The organism is Acinetobacter baylyi DSM 14961 = CIP 107474 (assembly GCF_000368685.1).
Taxonomy (GTDB): domain Bacteria; phylum Pseudomonadota; class Gammaproteobacteria; order Pseudomonadales; family Moraxellaceae; genus Acinetobacter; species Acinetobacter baylyi.
Map to the genome: position 1 here is coordinate 165,218 of NZ_KB849623.1, position 24,795 is coordinate 190,012.

22 protein-coding genes are annotated in these 24,795 nt (G+C 40.9%); 12 read left to right on the top strand and 10 right to left on the bottom strand.

Annotated elements, in window-relative coordinates:
• Positions 1-10 precede the first annotated feature (10 nt).
• The 4 genes from F952_RS00810 to F952_RS00825 all read left to right on the top strand — a co-directional run bounded on the left by F952_RS00810 (position 11) and on the right by F952_RS00825 (position 5,142).
• On the top strand, positions 11-643 hold the full coding sequence (locus F952_RS00810; RefSeq protein WP_004920194.1) for a LysE family translocator: 633 nt from the start codon (positions 11-13) through the stop codon (positions 641-643).
• A 225-nt stretch (positions 644-868) separates the two neighbouring features.
• A complete protein-coding gene (ggt, locus tag F952_RS00815; protein ID WP_004920197.1) occupies positions 869-2,611 on the top strand; it encodes a gamma-glutamyltransferase in 1,743 nt (580 codons plus the stop codon).
• A gap of 222 nt (positions 2,612-2,833) precedes the next feature.
• Complete coding sequence (lpxL, locus tag F952_RS00820) at positions 2,834-3,769, top strand: LpxL/LpxP family Kdo(2)-lipid IV(A) lauroyl/palmitoleoyl acyltransferase (RefSeq protein WP_004920199.1); 936 nt, start codon at positions 2,834-2,836, stop codon at positions 3,767-3,769.
• A gap of 266 nt (positions 3,770-4,035) precedes the next feature.
• Entirely contained in the window at positions 4,036-5,142 is a 1,107-nt protein-coding gene (locus F952_RS00825) for a glycosyltransferase family 4 protein (protein WP_004920202.1), read from the top strand.
• A 62-nt stretch (positions 5,143-5,204) separates the two neighbouring features.
• Here F952_RS00825 and gltP read toward each other — a convergent pair whose 3' ends face one another.
• Entirely contained in the window at positions 5,205-6,509 is a 1,305-nt protein-coding gene (gltP, locus tag F952_RS00830; RefSeq protein ID WP_004920206.1) for a glutamate/aspartate:proton symporter GltP, read from the bottom strand.
• 835 nt (positions 6,510-7,344) lie between these two features.
• Entirely contained in the window at positions 7,345-8,463 is a 1,119-nt protein-coding gene (locus F952_RS00835) for an endonuclease/exonuclease/phosphatase family protein (RefSeq protein ID WP_026056984.1), read from the bottom strand.
• 183 nt (positions 8,464-8,646) lie between these two features.
• Between F952_RS00835 and asd the strand changes: the two genes are divergently transcribed.
• From asd to truA, 4 genes are all read left to right on the top strand, one after another.
• Entirely contained in the window at positions 8,647-9,765 is a 1,119-nt protein-coding gene (asd, locus tag F952_RS00840; RefSeq protein WP_004920211.1) for an aspartate-semialdehyde dehydrogenase, read from the top strand.
• 225 nt (positions 9,766-9,990) lie between these two features.
• A complete protein-coding gene (locus F952_RS00845) occupies positions 9,991-11,145 on the top strand; it encodes a hypothetical protein (protein WP_004920213.1) in 1,155 nt (384 codons plus the stop codon).
• Positions 11,146-11,192: 47 nt separating this feature from the next.
• Complete coding sequence (locus F952_RS00850) at positions 11,193-12,158, top strand: asparaginase (RefSeq protein WP_004920215.1); 966 nt, start codon at positions 11,193-11,195, stop codon at positions 12,156-12,158.
• 21 nt (positions 12,159-12,179) lie between these two features.
• Positions 12,180-12,992, top strand: a complete 813-nt coding sequence (gene truA / locus F952_RS00855) for a tRNA pseudouridine(38-40) synthase TruA (RefSeq protein ID WP_004920219.1) — start codon at positions 12,180-12,182, stop codon at positions 12,990-12,992.
• 57 nt (positions 12,993-13,049) lie between these two features.
• On the opposite strand, the gene F952_RS00860 is transcribed toward truA, so the two are convergent.
• Complete coding sequence (locus tag F952_RS00860) at positions 13,050-14,057, bottom strand: AraC family transcriptional regulator (RefSeq protein WP_004920221.1); 1,008 nt, start codon at positions 14,055-14,057, stop codon at positions 13,050-13,052.
• A gap of 228 nt (positions 14,058-14,285) precedes the next feature.
• Here F952_RS00860 and infA point away from each other — a divergent pair, with 228 nt between their 5' ends.
• Positions 14,286-14,507, top strand: a complete 222-nt coding sequence (infA, locus tag F952_RS00865; RefSeq protein ID WP_004920223.1) for a translation initiation factor IF-1 — start codon at positions 14,286-14,288, stop codon at positions 14,505-14,507.
• Positions 14,508-14,604: 97 nt separating this feature from the next.
• Here the strand turns inward: infA and F952_RS00870 are convergent, their stop codons facing one another.
• The 6 genes from F952_RS00870 to leuC form a co-directional block, all read right to left on the bottom strand.
• Positions 14,605-14,982, bottom strand: coding sequence for a lysozyme inhibitor LprI family protein (locus tag F952_RS00870; RefSeq protein WP_004920225.1), 378 nt, complete (start codon positions 14,980-14,982; stop codon positions 14,605-14,607).
• A gap of 202 nt (positions 14,983-15,184) precedes the next feature.
• A complete protein-coding gene (gene leuB, locus F952_RS00875) occupies positions 15,185-16,264 on the bottom strand; it encodes a 3-isopropylmalate dehydrogenase (protein ID WP_004920228.1) in 1,080 nt (359 codons plus the stop codon).
• Between the two features lie 48 nt (positions 16,265-16,312).
• The gene (locus F952_RS00880; RefSeq protein ID WP_004920231.1) at positions 16,313-16,885 is read right to left on the bottom strand and encodes a hypothetical protein; all 573 of its coding nucleotides are present in this window, start codon (positions 16,883-16,885) and stop codon (positions 16,313-16,315) included.
• Positions 16,886-16,995: 110 nt separating this feature from the next.
• Complete coding sequence (leuD, locus tag F952_RS00885; protein WP_004920234.1) at positions 16,996-17,646, bottom strand: 3-isopropylmalate dehydratase small subunit; 651 nt, start codon at positions 17,644-17,646, stop codon at positions 16,996-16,998.
• Positions 17,647-17,664: 18 nt separating this feature from the next.
• Positions 17,665-18,318 (bottom strand): glutathione S-transferase family protein, encoded by a 654-nt coding sequence (locus tag F952_RS00890; protein ID WP_004920236.1) that lies wholly within the window; start codon positions 18,316-18,318, stop codon positions 17,665-17,667.
• Positions 18,318-19,751 carry a 3-isopropylmalate dehydratase large subunit gene (gene leuC, locus F952_RS00895; protein WP_004920241.1) on the bottom strand — a complete coding sequence of 478 codons (1,434 nt, stop codon included), beginning with the start codon at positions 19,749-19,751 and terminating at the stop codon, positions 18,318-18,320. Before leuC ends, F952_RS00890 begins: the two co-directional genes overlap by 1 nt.
• 264 nt (positions 19,752-20,015) lie before the next feature.
• Between leuC and F952_RS00900 the strand changes: the two genes are divergently transcribed.
• The 3 genes from F952_RS00900 to ovoA all read left to right on the top strand — a co-directional run bounded on the left by F952_RS00900 (position 20,016) and on the right by ovoA (position 23,595).
• Positions 20,016-20,261 (top strand): DUF2061 domain-containing protein, encoded by a 246-nt coding sequence (locus tag F952_RS00900; RefSeq protein ID WP_004920245.1) that lies wholly within the window; start codon positions 20,016-20,018, stop codon positions 20,259-20,261.
• Between the two features lie 94 nt (positions 20,262-20,355).
• Positions 20,356-21,237 (top strand): LysR family transcriptional regulator, encoded by an 882-nt coding sequence (locus tag F952_RS00905; protein ID WP_004920249.1) that lies wholly within the window; start codon positions 20,356-20,358, stop codon positions 21,235-21,237.
• A 264-nt stretch (positions 21,238-21,501) separates the two neighbouring features.
• A complete protein-coding gene (gene ovoA / locus F952_RS00910) occupies positions 21,502-23,595 on the top strand; it encodes a 5-histidylcysteine sulfoxide synthase (protein ID WP_227499426.1) in 2,094 nt (697 codons plus the stop codon).
• A gap of 106 nt (positions 23,596-23,701) precedes the next feature.
• Here ovoA and F952_RS00915 read toward each other — a convergent pair whose 3' ends face one another.
• Positions 23,702-24,757, bottom strand: coding sequence for an aromatic ring-hydroxylating oxygenase subunit alpha (locus F952_RS00915; protein ID WP_004920257.1), 1,056 nt, complete (start codon positions 24,755-24,757; stop codon positions 23,702-23,704).
• Positions 24,758-24,795 lie beyond the last annotated feature (38 nt).

Sequence of the window (24,795 nt, forward strand, 5' to 3'; positions counted from 1 at the left end):
GTAATTTTTCATGCTAGATCTTTCTCAAATTTTGGCATTCGGACTCATTTGCTTGGCGATGGTAATCACCCCAGGCCCGAATATGATTTATCTTATCTCTCGCTCCATTAGTCAGGGCAAAATCGCAGGATTTATTTCCCTCGGTGGCGTTGCGGTTGGTTTTGTATTTTATATGCTCTGCGCTTCTTTCGGGATCACAGCGCTTGTGGTCGCAGTTCCATATGCTTATGACACTATTCGTATTGTAGGTGCCCTATATTTACTTTGGCTGGCATGGAAAGCCTTACGTCCAAATGCAGCACCTATTTTTAGTGTAAAAGACTTATCTATCGATTCACCATTAAAACTATTTTTAATGGGCTTTTTGACAAATTTACTTAATCCTAAAATTGCCATTATGTATTTGTCTTTATTGCCACAGTTTATACATCCACAGCAAGGCAGTATTTTGGCGCAGTCTATTCAACTCGGAACCATACAAATTTTTGTAAGTGTTTCAGTCAATGCACTGATTGTGTTTTCTGCAGGCAGCATTGCACTTTTTCTACAGCAAAAACCACTTTGGGCAAGCATCCAACGCTGGATTATGGGTACTGTATTAGCTGGACTCGCTGTCCGTATTCTTTTAGAACACCGCAAATAAATATCGCCTGATAAAAGGACAATGTGATTTATTTGAACTTAATATATTTAGTTAAATGAGCAATAGATTATTAAATCATACTTTATGAAAAGATGATAAAAAACCCAATTAGGATAAATTCTTAATAAAAACTTAAAAACCTTAACGATAAAAATAAATTATTGTAAATATGGTATATTTATTGCTGATTTGTTGCCATAAATATATTTTATGGTAATCGGTATAATGATTAGACTCTCGCTTCTTTCTGCATCACTTTTTTTAACGGTAATCAGTAATAGTACAGTGTATGCAGAGCAATCTCCAAGTAAGTATTGCAATACAGCATCGGCCTGCCTCGATCCCATGCTAACCAATGCGGCAGTTACTACACCAAACTATTTAGCAACACAGGCAGCTGTCGAGACTTTACAAAAAGGTGGTAATGCCGTCGATGCTGCGATTTCTGCTGCTGCAACTTTAGCAGTCGTTTATCCGCAGATGAATACGATTGGTGGGGATAACTTCTGGCTCATTTATAACGCCAAAACGAAGCAGGTACGTGCCTTAAATGCCAGTGGTCGTGCTGGAGAAAATGTCAGCATCGATTTTTATAAATCCAGAGGTTATGACAAAATTCCAAGCCGTGGTTATTTAGCTGCCAACACCGTGCCAGGAATCGTTTCAGGATGGGATCAAGCTTATCAATATGCATCTGGCTCCATGACCAACAAAGGTTTGGCTTGGAAAGATTTATTTAATAAACCCATCATGTATGCATCTCAAGGTTTTGCAGTTACGCCCTCTTTAGCACGTTGGGAAGCAATCAATACAGATACTAAAGACTCTGTTGCACGTAATTTACAACGCTTCGATGAGTTTAAACGAGTTTACCTTAAATCTGATGGTTCACCTTATCAGGTAGGTGACCTATTTAAACAACCCGATTTAGCAAAAACACTGGATATTATTGCGACTAAAGGTTCAAAAGAGTTTTACCAAGGTTCAATTGCTAAAGCAATTGTGCAAGATTTACAGGCAAATGGTGGTGTCTTAACCTTAAATGACTTCAAGCAACATACTGCCGATTGGGTTGATCCATTATCAGTCAAATATCGTCAATATACCGCTTATAATTTGCCGCCCAATACACAAGGAATGGCTTCTTTAGAAATTTTAAATATTCTTAATAATTTTAATGTCAGTGCAATTCCTGAAGGTTCAGCAGATTATTATCATCTATTAGTTGAAGCCACCAAAGAAGCCTTTATTGATCGAGATAAATATTTAACCGATCCAAAATTTTCTCCAATTCCACTAAAGTTTTTGCTTTCAGAACAACACGGTAAAGATCAAGCTCAACGCATTGATATGAGCAAAGCCGCAGGCAAAAATCCACCTCTTGAACCCAAAGGTGATACAGTTTGGCTTGGTGTAATTGATAAAGATGGCAATGCTGTTTCTCTAATTCAGAGTATTTATCACGATTTTGGCTCTGCCGTTGTAGCGAAGGGTACAGGCGTACTTTTACAAAATCGAGGAAGCTTTTTCTCCCTTGATCCGAACCACGTCAATCATTTAGAGCCCCAAAAGCGTACTTTTCATACCTTAAATGCAGCAATGATGCTCGATCAAAACAACCAGCCTGTTTTAATTTATGGCACGATGGGCGGTGAAGGACAGCCTCAAACTCAAGCCGCTATTGCTACACGAGTCGTTGATTATGGAATGAGTGTACAAGAAGCTGTGGCAGCACCACGCTGGTTATATGGACGAACTTGGGGTGCCGAATCTAACACCTTAAAACTTGAAGGACGTATTACAAGCGATGTCGCTAAAACACTTAAAGATCGTGGGCAACCTGTTGAAATACTAGATGACTATACGGATACGATGGGACATGCAGGTGCTATTGCAATTAACCGAAAAACAGGTGTGATTAGTGCCGCAACAGATCCGCGTAGCGATGGACTTGCAGCAGGTTATTAAAATTATATGGACAACAAGATGACCTATTTTAAAAAATAGGTCATCTTTAGAATAAAGATCTGTTTGAAACAATTTCCCCTACAAAAATTATCATTTTTTAGATCTAAGCTTTCCTTCTTAAAGACAATTTTGAATACATCCAACTCTCAACTGTCAGTTAAAAATCACTTCATGTTACACTGCTCTATTATTAAATGATTATTGGTCACCCCCTAATTCAGCATGAGCCAGCAGCAAGCCTATATTCCCAGTAAATTTCAATGGTCTTTTTTATTGCCCAAATATTGGGGTATCTGGATTGGTATTACATTATTAATGTTACTGGCTATTTTACCATGGGGAATCCAATGGCGTTTGGCTCACGGGTTAGCGAACCTAGCTTGGAAATATTTAAAATCTAGGCGTAAGACCACTATTCGTAATCTAGAGGTCTGTTTTCCAGAATGGTCACCTGAGGAAGTCGAGAAACAGGCCAAACGGGTGTTTATCGATATGATGCTCGGTATTTTTGAAACCTTAAATGCCTGGTATTGCCCACAATGGTTTAAACATCGCTGTACCATTGAAGGCTTAGAACACATCACCAATGCACAAAAACAAGGTCAAGGTGTATTACTACTTGGTACGCATAGCACTTTACTTGATGCAGGCGGGTATCTTTGTGCACAATACTTCGAGCCAGATGTGGTTTATCGACCTCAAAACAATCCTCTACTGGATATGCTCATTTATCGTTGCCGTGCAACTATCTATAAACATCAAATTGATCATGATGATATGCGTGGTTTGATTCGTAAACTCAAGGATGGAGATGCGATCTGGTACAGTCCTGATCAAGATTTTGGTCTTAAACAAGGCGTCATGGCACCTTTTTTTGGTGTGCCTGCCGCTACAGTAACTGCACATCGTCGCCTGTTAAAAATTTCTAAAGCAGCAGCAGTGCCATTGTATTTTTATCGTCACGGCGATGTCCGTGATCCAAAATATCATGTTTTAATTGAAGCAGCAGTTGAAAATATGCCAAGCGAGGACGAAGTCGATGATGCAACACGTGTTAACCAAATCATCGAAAAGCAACTCCGAATCGCACCCACTCAATATATGTGGTTTCATCGCCGTTTTAAGACACGTCCTGAGGGGTATGAAGAGATCTATTAAGATAAAGCTATAATGATTTTAAAGTGGTCGTAAGCACAGCCTCAGTTTAAAGTGAAATTCAAATACTTTCGAATAGGCCAACCTTACTTTTCAGGGATAAAAAGTAAGCAAAAATCCTTTGTTCCGCTGATGTTACCTCCATGTAACACAGCGAAACAGCGCCATCCATGTCGCTAACACGATAGTAAATTCTGGATCATGATTTAGTTTGAAATGATGTATCTGTGAATGATCTATCTTTTATGAATGTATAAGGCAAAAAAACAATGAAAGTGATGCAACTTCTTCCAGAACTCAATAGCGGTGGCGTAGAACGCGGCACACTGGAAATTGCACGTGCCTTGGTCAAGGCAGAGCATCAATCACTGGTCGTCTCTCACGGCGGGCGTTTAGTCGCTCAACTTGAAGCTGAGGGTTCTACACACCTGACCCTACCCATTCACAAGAAGTCGCTTTCAAGTTTATGGCAGATTCGTCCATTACGTCAGCTCATTGAGGCACACCAACCTGATATCGTACATGTACGCTCACGTGTACCCGCTTGGCTCACACATTTCGCCTTACGTGGTATCCCAAAGCAAAGACGTCCGCATCTCATCAGTACTGTACATGGTTTTTATTCAGTCAATCGTTATAGCGCAATCATGACCCAAGCCGAGAAGGTGATTGCAGTATCAGACAGTGTAGTTAAATACATTACCGATCATTATAAGAACTGTCCCCCTCAAGATATTGTGCGCATTTATCGTGGAATTGATCCTCAAGCCTTTCCTCATGGCTATCAGCCATCCGCACAATGGATCAATCATATTTACACGTTGTTTCCTCAACTGGAAAACAAATTTTTAATTTGCTTGCCTGGACGTATTACTCGCCTTAAAGGCCATGAAACACTGATCGAATTGATGGAACGATTACAAACAGAGTATCCAAATGTACATGCTGTTGTGGTTGGCGGTGCTGATCCCAAGAAGAAGGCTTATCTAGATGAGTTAGAGGCGACGATTCAGGATCGGGGCTTACGCGAAAAGATTACTTTCGTCGGTCACACCTCTGAGATCCGTGAATGGTTAGCCTTTAGTGATATCGTGCTTTCTTTGTCTAATCAGGCAGAAACTTTTGGGCGTACTGCACTTGAAGCCCTCTCGGTAGGAACGCCAGTCATTGGCTGGAATCGAGGTGGTGTCGCGGAAATTCTATCTCATCTTTATCCTCAAGGCTTAATTGAGGTGGATGATCGTGAAGCGCTGTTTCATGCTGTAGAACAACACATTAAAAATCTGCAACCTGTTGCACCTGTGCAGCAGTTTAGCCTTGATGATATGTGCAATAAGACCTTAGATTTATACCAATCTGTCGTGAATCGCAGATAACTTAAAGTAAAAAACAGGAAGCTTTGGCTTCCTGTTTTTTGAATCAGGTTTATTGATGCGATTTAAGCATCAGCTTTGGGTTGATTCAGAGACGCTTCATATTCTTTGGCTTTCTCAAAATCATAGGCATTTTCCCACTTACTGATCACCAGTACTGCAAGCGCATTACCTACAACATTCAATGCAGTACGTGCCATATCCATGATACGGTCGACACCCGCAATAAATGCCAAACCTTCAAGTGGAATACCTACCGTGTGCAATGTAGCAAGGAGCACGACAAACGATACGCCAGGTACACCCGCAATCCCTTTTGAAGTAATCATCAGGGTAACGACCAGAATAATCTGCTGTGTCAACGACAACTCAATCCCGTAAAGCTGTGCAATAAAGATCGCGGCAATACTTTGGTACAAGGTCGAACCGTCAAGATTAAATGAATAACCAGTTGGAATCACAAAACTTGTGATTGCTTTAGGTGCACCGTATGCTTCCATTTTTTGCATGATACGTGGAAGTACAGTTTCAGAACTTGCAGTTGAATACGCTAAAATCAATTCATCCTTGAGGATACGCATCACCGTCAAGATATTAATTTTAAAGATTCTTGCTGTAATCCCCAATACAACAAAAGCAAAGAAAAAGATTGCTGCGTAAACCAAGACCACCAACTTACCCAGCGGGATCAGCGATGCAAAACCAAAATTGGCGACAGTCACCGCGATCAAGCCAAACACACCAATTGGCGCGTATTTCATGATGATGTGTGTTACACGAAACATGGTTTCAGACACAGCATGGAATACATGCAACAATGGCTCTTTGGTGGTCGTTGGCAATGAAGACAATCCAATACCAAACAATACCGCAAAGAAAATGACTGGCAACATTTCACCATGCGCCATAGAGTTGATAATGTTGGTCGGAATCAGCGCCAGAATGGTCTGGATCAGGCCATGTGATTGAGAGTCGACTTCTTGAGCAGTGTGTTGATATTGTGAAATATCACTCATCACCAACATGGCTTTATCAACGCCCGCACCAGGCTGGAAGACATTCGCTGCAATTAATCCCACAATAATCGCAATTGTGGTAATAATTTCAAAGTATAAAATCGTTTTAAAACCTAAACGACCTAAACTTTTAGTTGTTCCAACCCCTGCAATTCCCAGAATCAGGGTAGAGAAAACAATGGGGATCACAATCATTTTGATCAGGCTAATAAAGATCTGGCCCAATGGCTTCAGAACGTTATTGACCATGAAATCTTTATATTCAGGCTGATTATGTAAAATAGCCCCAACCACAACCCCTAGAATCAACGCAATTAAAATTTGCCATGCGAGGCTAATTTTAAAATTTTTCATAAGACAATCCTTATGCTTGGCAAGCATTTAATTTAGAACGGGAGAAAACCACTTGCATTGCAAATAGTTCGTTCATAAAACTCCTTTTATGTCATCTTAAAGAAACTGAGTGATCATCATGACAAATAAGTAGATACAGTCTTTTTTACAGACTGTGAACGATAAAATAATCGCAACATTCTATTGAGATTTGATTATTAAACAAGACTAAACTCACTAAAACAGTGCCTATTTTTCAGATTAAACAGATACATCCATTATTATCAATAACTTAATAAAAAATAAACGGTTACTTTACGATCAAAAATAGAATATTAAATCTCCAAAAATAAATTATATGCCAGTTTTTTAAGCACATTAAGTAGTTTTTTTAATCATAAAAAGCTGTTTTTATATACTTAGGACATAATTTTTGACGAAATTTTGTCACGTATAAATCTAAATAATGAGAGATCGTCAAATAAATTTTTGAATGAATTGCCCCGTAATAGTAATTCAAAGTACATGGTTGTACGTTTCAGGTAGAGACGTCATCTCTTTATTTTTTTGTGAAAAGTAAACAAAATCGTGAGTTAGAATAAAACACAACCCGAGTTCTACATCCTGTAAAACTCGGGTAAATGAGGTTGTGCTTTCGAGACATTTCTTATTTTGGGGTTGCTTCCATCGCTACATCACATCCATGATGCTTTTTCCTATCAGCTTCGTCTTCCTTAGTTGGGATTTTCCATTCCCGCTTCCATGTGCCGATGGTTGTATATTATCGCCATGCTATTCATATCACCAGGCGTTATGGTCGCCATAGCCTGTAAGCATTTTCCTACAACGTTCACGCTCAGGATAATGGTTTATACGACTGTGCAATTTCATCTGTTACCACTTTCTCTTCTTTTTGAGCTTTACTAATTCCTTCCTGGATCGCTTCTTGAGCATCTTCATGATCTTCCTGAGTTTCATCGAGTTCTTCTTGCAATTGTTCAAATACCTTATCGGTTTGTAGGACGACATAAACAGGAAAATGATCTGAACCAATATGCCTCAAACGATGCATATCTACCAAGGCAAAATCAGTACTGTGAAATATATGATCCAGCGACCAGCGTAATAAAGGATAATCTGCATGAAATGTATTGACAAAGTGGCGTCCAACTCGTGGATCAAGCAATCCACTAATTCGCTGAAACAACCGCGTGGTTCTGGACCAGGCGACATCATTTAAATCCCCCATGACGATACAACTGTCATTCATGTCCTTGATCTGATCACCCACAATTAAAAGTTCGGCATCTCGTAAGGTTGAGTCTTTAGCCTCAGTTGGACTAGGAGGCTTCGGATGCAAGCAACATAGCTGTACAGCTAAACCCGATGGCAGAATAACTTTGGTATGAATTGATGGAATTTCATCACTCAAAATGAATTTAACTTGAGTATCAAGCAATTTAAAACGGCTATACAAATGCATGCCATACAAATTATCCAACGGAACCGCAACCTGATAAGGATAATCCGCTTCAATAACTGATAACTCATTTTGCCAAGTCTGATCTGTTTCGAGTGTCAATACCACATCAGGCATGAGCTGCTGAATTTGCTCAATCAAAAGATGATATTTTTTATTGGGGGTAAGTACATTGGAAACCAGCAATGAAATTTGCTTATTTTTATTGGACTGTTCAGGTCGAACTTGTACCACCTGTTTTTTCCATAGGAATGTATAGGGTAATACCATCTTAAGCTGATAGGCTATGGCAGCAATCAGACCAGCCAATATAATTTCTCGACTTAAGGTCCATGCTGCATCCCAAAATAAATAAGCAACCAAAACCACCAAACCAAGCGCCAAAATCTGCAAACGTGGAAAATCAGCGCCTCGAATCCACCATTCATCACGAGGAATCAAAGACCAGAACGTAATCCAGATGACGAGCACTGCACAGCTTTCAAGCAAAAGTATCAAGTTTTATTCCATCCTGTCATTTTGGATTCATTTTTTATTTCTATACTCTCTATGTAGCACACTCATAAATTTATTCACAATAAACGTCATGTTTTAATTGGATAATACTTGCAGTTGTGATCGCTTTTGATACACTCAAGCCCCCTTTTTACATTTTTTAACGCACCGAGGCAAAATGACATGAAAGTAGGTCTGGTCGGTTGGCGCGGGATGGTTGGTTCCGTCCTTATGCAACGTATGGTTGAAGAAAATGATTTTGCTCACTTTGAGCCATTTTACTTTTCTACCAGTAATGCAGGTGGTGAAGCTCCTTCATTTGGTGGTAAAACTGCCCCAGCACTTATGGATGCAACAGACATTAAGAGTCTGAAGCAAATGGACGTCATTATTACCTGCCAAGGTGGTGACTATACTTCTGAAGTTTTTCCAAAACTCAAAGCCGAAGGCTGGAATGGTTACTGGATTGATGCTGCATCGACGTTACGCATGGTGGATGATGCCATTATCGTACTAGATCCAGTGAATGCACATGTGATTAAAGATGGTTTAGCTAAAGGCACTAAAACATTTGTAGGCGGTAACTGTACAGTTTCCTTGATGCTCATGGGTCTTGGTTCACTCTTCCAAAATAATTTGGTTGAATGGATGAGTGCCATGACCTATCAGGCTGCATCTGGTGCAGGTGCGCAAAACATGCGTGAGCTTTTATCTGGCATGGGGTATTTGTATAACAATACCAAAGAATTGCTAGATGACCCACGTTCTGCAATTTTGGATATCGACAGTCGCGTTGCAGAATTACAACGTGGTGAAGGTTTTCCAAAAGCAAACTTTGGTGTGCCATTAGCAGGCTCATTGATTCCTTATATCGATAAACAGCTTGAAAGTGGTCAGTCTAAAGAAGAGTGGAAAGGCCAAGCAGAAACCAACAAAATCTTGGGGAATGCTCAAATTGTCCCAATTGATGGTCACTGTGTACGTATTGGTGCAATGCGTTGCCACTCACAAGCACTCACCATTAAGCTCAGAAAAGATGTTCCACTGGATGAAATCGAAGATATGATTCGTCAGTCAAATGAATGGGCAAAGGTGGTTCCAAATACTCGTGAAGCGTCTATGACTGATCTCACTCCTGTTGCCGTGACTGGCACATTGACTGTACCAGTTGGACGTTTACGCAAATTAAATATGGGTAAAGAATACCTTGGTGCGTTCACTGTAGGTGATCAGTTGCTTTGGGGTGCTGCTGAGCCGTTACGTCGTATGTTACGTATTCTGATCGAATACAAAAATGCTTAAACTTGATTGTTAATGATGTCATGAAGCCGATCTTGATGATCGGCTTTTTTGTGCATCGACATTTTAAAGACTGATCATGCGATGTATTTGTCGGTGTTGCTCAGAAAGGGTATGACAAGACCCCAAAAAACCGCTAAATTACAGCTTATCTAAACACTAAAAAATCTATGCGTGGAAAACGGTTAAATCTCTTAGCCCGCATCGCACGTGGTTCAGGGGAAAACTGTGTTATACGTGATTCCATTTATTATTTTATTGGTCGTGGCGATCATTTTTATAATACGACAACGTCGCCAAAACGCTTCAAGCTCATCTCATGCAAAAAATAATAAAAACAATGAAATCAAAACATCTGAAAATGATCTTTCAGCAGCAAAGACACCCGTTACGATTGATCCTAATATTCATGAACGAATCGATCATCTTATTGATATCGGTCATTTATCTGCCGCTGAAGCACTGATTAATCAGACACTCAATCGTGATCCTTCACGGCATGATCTCTATCTTTATTTATTGGATTTACATTTACGCCAGAATGATGAATTAGGAATCAAACAACTGATTCAAAACTTACAGCAATTACAACTACATGATGTGTTGAATCAAATTGAGGGGAAGTACCGCAATACACATGAACAAAAAGAAAAATATGCAAAAATTATTCAACAAAAACAGCAAAATATTCAAGATATTACACGCACTGCGTCTCCAACGGCTACAGCAGCAATCAAGGTTGAAACAACACATACCAATCCTGCTCCCGTTCAAAAACACATTATCGAAGAACATCAAAGCTTAGAGTTCAATCCCAAGCCGATTGCGCCAGTCAATAAATCTGAAAAATCAAATACAGTCCCTCATCAGGATATTTCTTTTGTATTGGAAATGGCGGATCAAATTACAGTATCGCCTAAAAAGAATGAAGCCGCTGCGGAAGTTAAAGTAGAAAATCAAACCAGAAAACTTGCTGCTTCTCCCCCACAAGCGCTAAATGCAGATCAAGAAGCATCACATTTGGCTCAACCTAAAGTAGTTGAGCCTCGTATAGATACACCACCTGTACATACGCCTGTACCGCCCCCGACTTTAACGCGACAAGACACACCACCAATTACGTTAAAGCAACATCTACCACCTGTCGCTGAAAGTCTCCAACCACAACCCGCTCAGATCACTGTAGACCACGATCCACTGATTCAGGCTTTTCCTGAGCTTGCCAATCTGGATGAAACTCAACTCGATTTAGAACTTGCCGAGCAATATATTGAACTCGGAGCTTATGCTTCTGCCCAAATTCTTTTGAATCAAAATGAATCAAAATTTAGCGCTCAACAGCTTGAACTCTCAAAAAAACTGCTAAATCGAATGGCATCTTAAAAAATATCGTTCTAACATAAGCAGTCAGTTTGGACTGCTTTTTAGTTATGAATAAAATTGCCTTAATTTACATGGGTGGAACCTTTGGGTGTGTTGGCGAGCCACTGGCTCCAATGCCTTTTCAGACATTTAAGCCCCAGTTAGAGCGAATTATTCCACCACAATTCATAGTAAGTTGCTTTGAAGCACCATCTGTTAAAGACAGCAGTGCTTGTACAGCTCAAGATTGGCTGTTGCTCATTCAAGAAATTCAACGTCTGCAACTTGAAGGATTTCATCGTTTTGTCGTGATTCATGGTACAGATACCATGAGCTATGCAGCTGCAACGCTGGCACGTTTTTTAGGTAACAGTTGTCATGTAGTCATCACAGGTAGTCAGTATCCGCTACTCAATACAGCAGGCGACAACACGCGTGAATTTACTGATGCCATCGACAATCTGTATCTGGCCTTAGAACAGGTTCAAGCGTTGAATCCTGGTACCTATCTGGCGTTTCACCATCAGGTCTTTCATGCTCAAACCGCGCTAAAGAGCCATACTACAGAACTGGATGCTTTTTCAGGTATCGATGCAACCCAAGAATGCCGTACCAGCAGCACAGCCACGATTGTACATACTGAAGAGATTCAACGTAGCGCAGCACTTTCAGTCGTCAATCTAATGATGCAACCCATTGCGATGCATCAGTTGGCACAACAACTGCAAAATATCTTAACTACTGCTCCGCATTTTTTAGTTATCCAAGGATTTGGCACAGGAAATCTGGCTGTAAACGCCGATATTCTTGCCATCTTCCAAAAACTGCGTGAGCAAGGCTGTCTGGTGATTCTTACCACACAAGTCACATTCGGGCAGATTGATCAGCGCTATGCGATTAGCGACTGGGTCAATACGGCTGGTATTGTCACTCATACAGGTCATGGGCATGCCGATCTATATGCCAAACTTTTACAGCTTTATTTAAAATACGCCACGGCCGAACAATGGCAACAGCACTGGTATGATTATTAATAAATACATTGAGGTTAAATGATGCAACGTTACGCAGTTGGAATTGAGTTTTGTGGTATCCGTTATCGGGGCTGGCAGACTCAACAGGCTGGCGTACCCAGCATTCAGGAAACCATTGAGAAAGTACTCAGCAAGATTGCCGATGAGCCCATTATTTTGCATGGTGCTGGACGAACCGATGCTGGTGTGCATGCCACCAATATGGTGGCGCATTTTGACACCAATGCAATTCGCCCTCAACGCGGCTGGCTCATGGGTGCCAATAGTCAACTTCCCAAAGACATTTCTATCCAGTGGATTAAGGAAATGAATACGGATTTCCATGCACGCTTTAAAGCCACGGCCCGTCGCTATCGCTATGTAGTTTACAATACGCTGAATCGACCTGCCCTGTTACACAAGCAGGTAACACATGTTTATCAGACACTTGATGTCGATAAAATGATGCTGGCCGCAAGAAAATTTGAAGGTACACACAACTTTGAAACGTTTCGTGCAGCATCCTGCCAATCCAGTCAGCCAGTACGACACTTAAGCCATTGTCGTTTAACCCGACATGGACGTTATCTGGTACTGGACATTCAGGCAGATGGTTTTTTACACCATATGGTTCGTAATATCATGGGCTGCTTGCTCGAAATTGGTCAAGGCTGTTATGAAATTGAACATATTGATACCATGTTTGCTGCTCAAGACCGCAAAGCCGCGGGAGTGACAGCGCCAGCGGACGGATTGTATTTTATTCAGGCCTATTATCCTGAGCATTTTGAGTTGCCTCAGCATCCACTTGGCCCACATTGGCTCAATTTACCCGATGAGATACCCAATATTTGATTAAACACATAATTAAGCTTCTATAAAAAATGCATCTTTCGATGCATTTTTTTTCATTTAACGTTGTTTACGCTTACGATACTCAACAGGGGTTTCGTTGGTCCAACGTTTAAATGCACGGTAGAATGTACTTGGCTCTGAAAAACCCGTCAAATACACAATACGCTCCACACTTTCACTGGTATTGGCTAGTAATCGTTTGGCTAGACGACAACGATAGTCCGATAAAATTTGCTGAAAACTGGTATTGGCTTCACTCAACTGGGTTCTTAAACGCCGTGGTGTAATATGTAGCTGAGAAGCGACCGTTTCAAGTGTCGTTTCACCACTTTCTAGGGTTGAGCCAATCGCTCGACGCACCTCACCTACCAAATCGTAACGTGCTAGTTCTTGCAGTTTTTCAATGGCAAGCTGCTCATGCAACTGCAACAGTTCTGGTTCTGCCTGCCATAACGGATAATTAAGAATATCTGAGTCAAAATATAAACGTGTTTCTCTCTGCCCTAAACTGACTGGACAGCCATAAACCCGAAAATATTCATCCTCAGAAGCGCCTTCATTAAAATTGAAATCGATAAAAATCGGCTGAAATGCACCTTCGGTAATAAATTTGAAAAACCGTAGAATTCCCGAAATGGCACATTCTGAAAAATGGCGATTCACAATGGTATCTGCAAAAGGTTGCTCACCATTGGTTAGATAACAACGTCCATCTTCCATCACCAGACGCGCATGAAATACATCACTAATCAACCGCTGATAGGCCAAAGCACGCTTTAACCCTTCACCAAAATTTTCACTACTGATAAACAGGTGCTCAATGACTTGACCACGATAAAGTGGCAGATGCTCGCCCAGATGCAGACCGATATCTGGATCTTTACTGACTTCCTCTGCTGCGACCCAGAAAGCATACTGCGCACTTACAGGCGTTCGAGAGTTGGTATCGACCTGATTGAGTGCTACACCTGCTTTCATTAAAATTTCTTCGGTTGGCAAACCAGCACGACGAATCGCTTGATAGCCAAACCGTAGTACAACCGATGCATCTGTTAGCTGACCCACGCGGCGCCCTTCCTTGTATGTTCTTCATTTATACTTAAAACTCTCATTTTAGATTAGCGTCGATTGACCAAACTGACAACTCTATTCGGGTCATTTTTGTAGATTTTTTTTGTCAATTTTGACCTGTATTCCCAATTTAAAAGCCAATAAGATCACCGCCTATGGCTTGTTTTTTCAAAAAAAATTGCCTATAATTTGCGCCTTTCCAATTTGATCATCAGGTAGGCTATGGCCAATAAAGAGGAACTCATTGAGTTCGAAGGCGTTGTCACCGAAACGCTTCCTAATACGATGTTCCGTGTACGTTTAGAAAACGGTCACGAAGTAATTGCGCACATTTCTGGTAAAATGCGTAAACACTATATCCGTATCTTAACGGGTGATAACGTTAAAGTTGAAATGACCCCATATGACTTAAGTAAAGGTCGTATCACGTATCGTGCACGTTAATCACGTTTAGCGAATGCAAAAAAGCCACTCTGAAGTGGCTTTTTTTACGACTTGAATTTTTAGCAGTGGATTTTTATCGAAATTAGCTCCGGAGAGCTTAATTACTCAACCGACTGGTTTTACAACCTACTGTTTTACACTCCCGTAAGCGTTCAACCAGCCACTGATTACGTTGCTGTGTTTTTTCCAGACGACACTCTACATCTACCTTCTGATCTTCGACACACTGTTCATCACGTTCACGAATCCATGCAAGTTGTGACTTCTTTAATATTTGTTTTTGGTTTTGATTTAATTGAGTACGTAATTTTTGGTAGTTTCGATTTAAATCCTCATCTGCGCTTGCGAAAATTTTATTGGTACAATAAATATCATCATAGGTATTTCTGGTTTTATCGCAGTTATCTGCATATGAAGTACCTGAAACAACCAGAAATATCACAGCAGACAGAAGTTTTATGCTTAATTTCATCATGACATCCTCGTTCATTTACTTTTTTGTGTTTTATTGAAATATTCCAGTACATACAAAAAGCATATGTAACAACCTGACTCATCAATTCTAGTCAGGATTATTTTGTCTCTAACTTATCACAATAATTTATTTTTATAATATTAAAAAAGGAAATGCTTGTTCAAGGCATCTCCTTTTAAGATCGGTGTTCGGGCAATATTATTTAAGCCAAAGCAGCAACAACCGCCTGCCCCATCTCAACGGTACCCACTCTTTGCATGCCTTCAGACATGATATCTGCTGTACGTAAGCCTTGATCAAGCACTTGACCGACTGCATCTTCAATCGCTTTTGCAGCAGCTTCTTCACGGAAAGTATAACGCAGCATCATGGCCACCGATAAAATGGTAGCCAATGGATTAGCAACGTTCTGACCTGCGATATCTGGCGCAGAACCATGACAAGGTTCATACATGCCTTTACCGTTTTCATCTAACGATGCAGATGGCAACATGCCAATTGAGCCTGTCAGCATTGCAGCTTCATCAGATAAAATATCACCAAACAAGTTGCCTGTAACAATGACGTCAAACTGTTTAGGTGCACGTACCAATTGCATCGCCGCATTATCAACATACATGTGTGACAATTGAATATTTGGATATTGAGCTTGCTGTAACTCAGTCACTGTTTGCTTCCACAATTCAGTTACTTCAAGTACATTAGCCTTATCAACCGAGCACACTTTACTACCGCGCAATGCCGCGAGCTCAAATGCCACTTTTGCAATGCGTTTAATTTCAGACTCACTGTAAACATCAGTGTTATAGCCTTGTTTCTCACCATTTTCGAGTTCGCGAATTCCGCGTGGCTGACCGAAATAAATACCACCCGTCAATTCACGTACAATCAAAATATCCAGACCCGCAACGATTTCTGGTTTTAAACTAGATGCATCTGCAAGCTGAGGATATAAAAGCGCTGGACGAAGGTTAGCAAATAGATTCAGTTCACTACGAATTTTAAGCAATCCACGCTCAGGACGAATCGAACGCTCAATCGTATCCCATTTAGGTCCACCGACGGCGCCAAGTAAAATCGCATCTGCTTTTTTTGCTTGTTCACTTGTAACGGCAGGATAGGGTTCACCATGGGCATCGATGGCAGAACCACCGAGTAAGCCATGTTCCCAAGTCAATCCAAGTTCAAACTTTTCATTGACCTTAGTTAATACTTGCTCGGCAGCCCCCACAATTTCAGGACCAATACCATCACCAGCTAAAATTAAAATTTGCTTCGACATGAACGTTTCCATTTTTACTAATTCAGCATCACACGTGCTGATTGATCATTAAATTCGTTGTTCAATAAACTCACCCAATCCTGTCACTGCATCAAAAGGACGGCAGAAACGACGAATTGGATGACTTTCTTGCTCAAGCTCAACACATAACGGTTCTGGCGCAGAAACATTGAGTAAACTGCCACCCGTATGTTTGGAACGATCACGGTACATTTTAAAGGTATAGCGCTGGTTTGCCTTAAATCGATGAATCACGTGAAAAGTTTCAGCACGATCTGGAGAGATCGGATAAAAACGAATCACCAGCTCATACTGCTGTGCTGGTACAGACAAGTACATCGAATTAGCAGGGCTAAACACTGAGCCCTGTAAACGGACTAATCCTTGATGTAAGGCTTGTTCGGTAACGCGATGGTTTTGTGGATCAACAATTATCGTGGTGTTAATCCGCTCAAACTCACACTGCTTGGCACCTGTACAATAAATTGTAGCATTTGAACTCAGACCAGTTTCTGCTTGTTTAATACGTAATGTATCCACCACATGATTGGTACTTTGACACCCCGCCAGTATTCCTAAAGACGCTGCCAGTACTACATTACGGCCAAATATCCTGATCATTGTTGGAGCCCAACCCTTTTTCGAGCAAAGTTTTCAGCAATTTATGCTCATGCATGTTAACAAGAGTTAGGCATCTACGCTATGGCTATCTTTAAAATCTCCCGTGTCGATTACGCTTTTAAATCTTGAAACACCCAAGGACGTGATTGTTTAGCTTTACTTTCAAATTCTCGGATAGCACCCGCATTTTGCAAAGTCAAACCGATATCATCCAGGCCATTTAACAAGCAATGTTTACGAAATGGATCAATCTCAAATTTGAATGCTTCACCCGTTGGTGTTTTAACTTCTTGAGCAGCAAGATCAATCGTTAACTGATAATCTTCACTTGCGGCACATTCTTTAAACAACTGATCAACAGTCTCTTCATCCAAGATGACTGGCAACATGCCATTTTTAAAGCAGTTGTTAAAGAAAATATCTGCAAAACTTGGTGCAATCACGGTACGAAAACCATATTCATTTAATGCCCAAGGCGCATGTTCTCGGCTTGAACCACAACCAAAGTTTTTACGTGCGATTAATACTGTCGCAGATGCATAACATGGCTGATTTAAAATAAAATCAGGGTTTTTAGGACGTTTAGCGTTATCTTGACCAGGATAACCCTCATCCAAATAACGTAATTCATCAAACAAATTATCGCCAAAACCCGTGCGTTTAATGGATTTCAAAAACTGTTTCGGGATAATTAAATCGGTATCGACATTGGCACGATCTAATGGCGCCACAATACCTTGTTCTACTGTATATGCTTTCATAATAAAAACTCTTTATGCCTAAACTTGACCACACTCTAAACGAGGCACAATTAAAGTGTCTTGTTCAGCATCGTTAATCCATTCTAAAAAAGCAGAATCATTATAAAATGTTTCCACATAAGCCTGCATCGTAGGAGATGTTTTAACTGTGTAGGCTTTTAATCGAATTACAACTGGAGCAAACATGGCATCTGCAATACTAAATTTGCCAAATAACCAATTACCTTGTGCATGATACTGTTGTCGTAAGCCTGTCCAAATCTGATCAATACGCAGTAGCTCCTCTTGAGCTTGATTAGTCAAAGTCACCTTTCTATGTTTAGCTTTGACATTCATACCCATTTCATTCCGTATAGCCATAAAACCACTATGCATTTCAGCGCTAACGGAGCGCGCTATAGCTCTTAAATCAGACTGTTCAGGCCATAATTGTGGCTCGATTTCAGCAAAATATTCACAAATAGCAAGAGAGTCCCAAATTTTCAATTCCTTATGAATCAACACAGGAACTTTACCAGAAGGACTTACCTCTAAAATACGAGACTTCGTATCTGGTTGATCAAAATCAATAATTATTTCATCAAATTTAATAGCTGCTTTTCTTGCGGCAAGCCAAGGTCTCAAAGACCATGAAGAATAATTTTTTGTTCCCAGATACAAAGTCATGCTCATTAGAAACTTCTAACATCGACGAAGTGACCTGCAATTGCTGCTGCTGCTGCCATTGCTGGACTTACCAAATGGGTGCGTCCGCCATTGCCCTGACGTCCTTCAAAATTACGATTTGAGGTCGAAGCACAGTGTTCACCTGGCTGTAATTTGTCAGAGTTCATCGCCAAACACATCGAACAACCTGGTTCACGCCATTCAAAACCAGCTTCAAGGAACACCTGATCCAAACCTTCTTGCTCTGCTTGCTGCTTGACCAAACCAGAACCAGGAACAATCATCGCTTGCTTAATGCTCGAAGCAACTTTACGACCTTTCACGACCTCTGCCGCTGCACGAATATCTTCGATACGTGAGTTGGTGCACGAACCAATAAATACACGATCTAGCTGAATATCAGCCAACGCCTGACCTGCTGTTAGGCCCATATATTGGTATGCACGTGTCCAGTCATTGCGTTGTACGTCGTCTTTTGCCTGTTCTAAAGTTGGAACAGCTTGAGATACTGGAATCACCATTTCAGGAGATGTTCCCCAAGATACCTGTGGTTCAATCTCTGCACCATTTAATACAACAACTTCATCAAATACCGCATCATCATCTGAATGCAAGGTATTCCAGTAGGCTACTGCCTGATCCCATTGTTCGCCCTTTGGTGCGTAATGACGAGATTGTACATATTCAATGGTTTTATCATCTACAGCCACCATACCCACACGTGCGCCTGCTTCAATCGCCATGTTACATACAGTCATGCGGCCTTCAATCGACATGTCACGGAAGACCTGTCCACCAAATTCGATGGCATAGCCTGTTCCGCCTGCAGTGCCAATTTTACCAATGATCGCCAATACCACGTCTTTGGGTGTCACACCTTTGCCTAACTGGCCATCTACACGAATCAACATGTTTTTAGATTTTTTCTGAATCAAACATTGTGTTGCTAACACATGTTCCACTTCAGATGTACCAATACCGTGCGCCAAACAACCAAAAGCACCATGCGTCGCTGTATGCGAATCGCCACAGACAACGGTCATGCCTGGTAAGGTTAAACCCTGCTCTGGCCCGACAACATGCACAATGCCTTGACGAATATCATTGATACCAAACTCAACGATATTAAATGTCTTACAGTTATCATCTAGCGTCTGAACCTGAATACGTGAGGTATCATCTTCAATACCCGCAATTCCTTGCTCACGCTCTTTTTTAGAGGTTGGAACATTGTGATCTGGTGTCGCGATATTGGCATTTAGACGCCAAGGCTGACGACCTGCAAGCTGTAAACCTTCAAAAGCTTGTGGACTGGTCACTTCATGCAATAAATGACGGTCAATATAAATCAAGCATGAACCATCGTCTCGTTGTGAAACCAAATGGTCATCCCATAATTTGTCGTACAAGGTTTTAGCGCCTTGGGTCGTGCCTGCCATGTCGTCATGCTCCATTGGACTGGGTATCGTATTCTGTATTTTTATTATTATAAGCACAGTTTCACATAAATCTAATTTATCATTTTTATTAATTAAAAAACTTTATGGAATAATTTATTTGGATTTGTCTCCGTTTCTAAACTATTTTAAAGTAGTATCGGATTTAATAATAATTCTCATTTAAACATTCCATTTCCCATTATCAGTGTCATTGCATAAACTCAAGCTATACAAATCCAGATGAACAATGATGAGGGCAGAGACATGACAACACATATCATGCATTTTATTTCAAAAAATCGGCGTACCTTAAAAAAGACTTTAAGCTATTACATCATGCACATTACCGTCGCAATGTTAGTCGCTTATGTCGTCACTGGTAATCTGTGGATTGCCATCACCTTAAGTATGCTTGAACCGACTGTACAGGCAGTTGCCTTCTTTTTTCATGAAAAAGTCTGGGCGGTTAAAGATAAAATACATGCAGCAGAATCCAATACAGCCCATTAATTGTTTGCACTTGATCTGATTTGACTACTACAATGTAAAAAGCTGGTTTGCCTTCATACCCGCTTATTTTACATTGAGAAATTGGATTTAAATTATGAATCTTGCTGCGTTTGAAGCCTTTATCAAAGTGATGGAAACAGGCTCAATTTCCTTGGCAGCAGATCAACTTTTTATTACGCAACCCGCGGTTACCAAACGTATTCATAGTCTTGAAGATTATTTTGGGGTTAAGCTATTTGAATCGGCAGGTCGTGGTATTCAGGCCACTCATGCGGCGCACTCATTACTTCCCAAAGTCAAAAACTGGCTTAATGAACTGGGCGAAATTCACCATACCTTAAGTCATGAACATGATCAGGTACAAGGACGTCTTAAGATCGGAACCAGCCATCACATTGGCTTGCATCATTTACCCAAACCTTTACGTAACTATGTACAACAATTTCCTGATGTGACACTAGATGTGCATTTTGTCGATTCAGAACAAGCACATGAACAGGTGTTTGCAGGCGATCTGGAACTGGCTTTTTTGACACTGCCACCTCAGGGTGATGAACGCCTAAAGTATCTCACGATCTGGAACGATCCTTTGGTTTTTGTGGTGGCGCCTTTTCATCCTCTAGCGCATAAACAAAATATTGAATTACAAGACTTACTTGAATATCCAAGCCTCTTACCATCCTCACAGACCTATACCAGTCAAATTACCTTACAGGCCTTTGAAAAACATGGTTTAAAACCCAAAATCACCATGAGCAATAATCCACTCGAATCTATCCGCATGCTGGTTTCTATTGGATTGGGCTGGTCGGTTTTGCCCAAAACTTTACTTAATCAGGATTTAACCCAGTTACAGCTTGAAGTTGATCTGAATCGTCAGCTTGGCATTGTATGGCATCCCGCCCGTATTCAGTCTAAAGCAGCAAAAGCACTAATCGCGTATGCACAGGATTCAACGCTCACTGAATCACTTTAAATCAACACCAATTTCATCAATGACTTTACCGAAATATAATAAAATTCAAATTAGAATGGAGTAACGTGTTGAATATACCCAACCGTGAATCGGCTTAAAATTATAACTTCCCAACCTATCACGGTATTTTGACAATAATATTCCGAACGGAGTTGAAGAATGCTAAGAGAAGTCTCCCCCCATTTATCTACGGCGTCATGTTATTCCAACAATTCAAGTCATACTATAAAAAACAAGGTGTCTTCTCCTGCTTTACGCCCTCAGATGTTAAGAACTCCTGATCTGACTCAGAAAGATACTCAGGCGCTCAGAGAAAGCATTCGGGAATATTTTATGAATACCTTTGAGACTTATGAGTCTCTATTTGAATGTCTTGCCTGTGAAGATGCTTTTTATGAAAAACCGATTGCTCTTCGGCATCCGCTAATTTTTTACTATGGCCATACTGCCACCTTTTTTATCAATAAACTCCTACTTACACATTTGATCACAGAGCGACTGAATCCTCGTTATGAAGCCCTATTTGCTGTAGGTGTAGACGAGATGAGTTGGGATGATCTTGATGACAAACACTATGATTGGCCATCACCTCAACAAGTGAAGGCTTATCGGGATAAAGTCAAAAAAGTGGTCCTTGATGTGATTGATACTGCGCCGCTTAGCTCACCAGTCAACTGGGAGCATCCATGGTGGGCGATTATGATGGGCATCGAACATGAACGCATTCATCTGGAAACCTCATCAGTTTTAATCCGTCAGCAGCGTCTTGATCTGGTCAAATCCCATCAGGCATGGCAACCTAGTCCGATCACAGGTGTTGTACCGCAAAATGAACTGATTGATGTAGCAGCAGGCAAAGTCACGCATAATCAGCAAAAAGACAATGCGTATTACGGTTGGGATAATGAATTTGGTCATCACCAGGCAGAAATCACAGCATTTACTGCCTCAAAATACATCGTCAGCAATCATGAGTTTCTTGGTTTTGTAGAGGCTGGTGGATATCTGAATAGTGCATACTGGGGAGAAGAAGGTCAAGGTTGGCTCAACTTTAGTGAGGCTGAATATCCTACATTCTGGCTAAAAAAACCTGATGGATGGTATTTGCGACTGATGACCGAAGAAGTGCCTATGCGCTGGGACTGGCCAGTTGAGGTGAATTACCACGAAGCCAAGGCGTTTTGCCAATGGAAATCCCAACAATTAAACCAGAATATTCGTTTGCCCACAGAAGATGAATGGTATCGACTTTACGATGTTGCCAGTTTACAAGAAGTTGGGGAACAACCTGCCGATGCTAACATCCATCTGGATTACGCAGCATCATCCTGCCCTGTAAATACATTTCAGCACGGTGATTTTTTTGATGTGCGTGGAAATGTATGGCAATGGTCAGAAACACCCATTTATCCATATAACGATTTCGAAGCTCATCCAATTTATGATGATTTCACTACCCCCACTTTTGATGAACGCCATAATCTGATCAAAGGCGGTTCATGGATTTCCTGTGGCAATGAAAGCTTATACGCTTCGCGGTACGCATTTCGACGTCATTTTTTCCAACATGCGGGCTTTCGTTATGTCGCCTCGGAGCAAGCGGTGAGTATTCCTGATTCACATTATGAAACAGATCAATTTTTATCTCAGTATGCCGAATTTCATTTTGGAAGTGAATATTTTGGTGTCCCCAATTTTTCCAAAGCACTGGCCGAACTTGCCATTGAAACTATGATTGACCGTCCTAAAGTCAAAGCGTTAGATATTGGCTGTGCGGTCGGACGCGCGACATTTGAATTGGCTCGCGCCTTTGAGCATGTAACAGGCATTGATTTTTCAGCACGTTTTATCCAGCACGGGGTTCAACTGACCAAAGGTGAAACATTACGTTATACCCTTGCCGCTGAAGGTGAACTGGTTCAGTACAAAGCCTGTTCGCTGCATCAACTCGGACTAGAGCAGATAAAAGATAAGGTCGATTTCTATCAGGGCGATGCCTGTAACCTCAAATCGAATTTTACGGGTTATGATCTGATATTTGCAGCCAATCTCATTGATCGGTTATATCGTCCAAGTCAGTTCTTAAGTCAGATCCATCAACGCCTGAATCTTGGTGGCGTTCTTATGATTGCGTCACCTTATACTTGGCTAGAAGAGCATACACCGCGTGAAGAATGGATTGGTGGCTTCAAAAAAGATGGAGAAAGCTTTACCACCTTAGATGGTCTGCACGCTATTTTAGATCAACATTTTAGATTGATTACTGCGCCCAAAGAAGTGCCATTTGTGATCCGTGAAACACAACATAAGTTTCAGCATAGCCTATCTGAAGTGACCTTTTGGGAGCGTATCAAATAACTCAAGATAGCAACAATGCGATGCGTTATAAGAATAAATAAGGTCAGGTGGTCAGTATTAAAATGCTTACCACCCTATTAAAATTAAGATTTTTAACCAGACTTATTTAAACGATATAACGTTTACTCAATCCTAAATCTGCCAATATTCGTCGATACATAGTTGATGAACGATCAGCTTCAAAATGTGCTTCCATTGTTAAATCTAGTGGCAATTCTTCAGGTTTTTGAGCCTCTACCATTTCTTGATCTTCTGCAAAAATCTGGGCATTAAAATCATATACAGCCTGCAAGTCACCAGTCGTATCAAAATTACGTGTCAGAGGCACAAATAATCGCGTTTTATTAGGTGAAATAGGACAACATGCATTTAAAATTTTGAGGACACCATCATTTGGAAAATCGACCGTTAATACTGCCGAAAATGGTGGATAGACATCAAAGGTACGTTTCCATAAAAAATCTTTAGGTGCTAAGTGCTGTAATTCATGAGGATAATTACTCACATCACTCATGTATTCAGTGCGCAATCCATAATCTGTTTTAACTGTTGAATACTTCGGTACTACAGGATTCTCCCGACTGGCAAATGCCTCATGATGTACCCATGCGAAATGCGCGACATCAATGAATCCTTCAAGTTGACGACCACTTGAACCTGCAATGTCCACAAATGGCGGCAGAATTGCCTGATGTTCTGGCATATCCCATGTATCGAGTTCAGGCAAGTTAGCCGATGCTACATTACGATTTTGGATACTGGTCCAGATTAAGCCATATTTTTGAATGACTGGAAATTTGGTAAGGCTGAACCGATCAGAAATCTTGGTAAGCTCAGGCTGTGCTGGGATTTTGGTACATTTCCCTTCCGCGTTATAGCGTAAGCCATGATAAGGGCAAACGATTTCTTCGCCCTCTACCCATCCTTTAGTCAGTGGTACACCTCGATGAGGACAAATATCACGCACCAGATGAATATCGCCCGACGCTGTTTTGTATAATGCCATTTTCACATCAAGCAAAGTGACTTGTTGTGGTTGCATCGAAACCTCTTCAATTCTGGCCACAGGATACCAGTGCTGGGAAAGTATCTCCCAATCCTGATCTTCAAATTGGCTATAGCAAGGTTTATTCACCAAATTTACTACTGGGATTGCATTCATGGCAGTTACTCTTATCTAACAACACCGACATCAAGAAA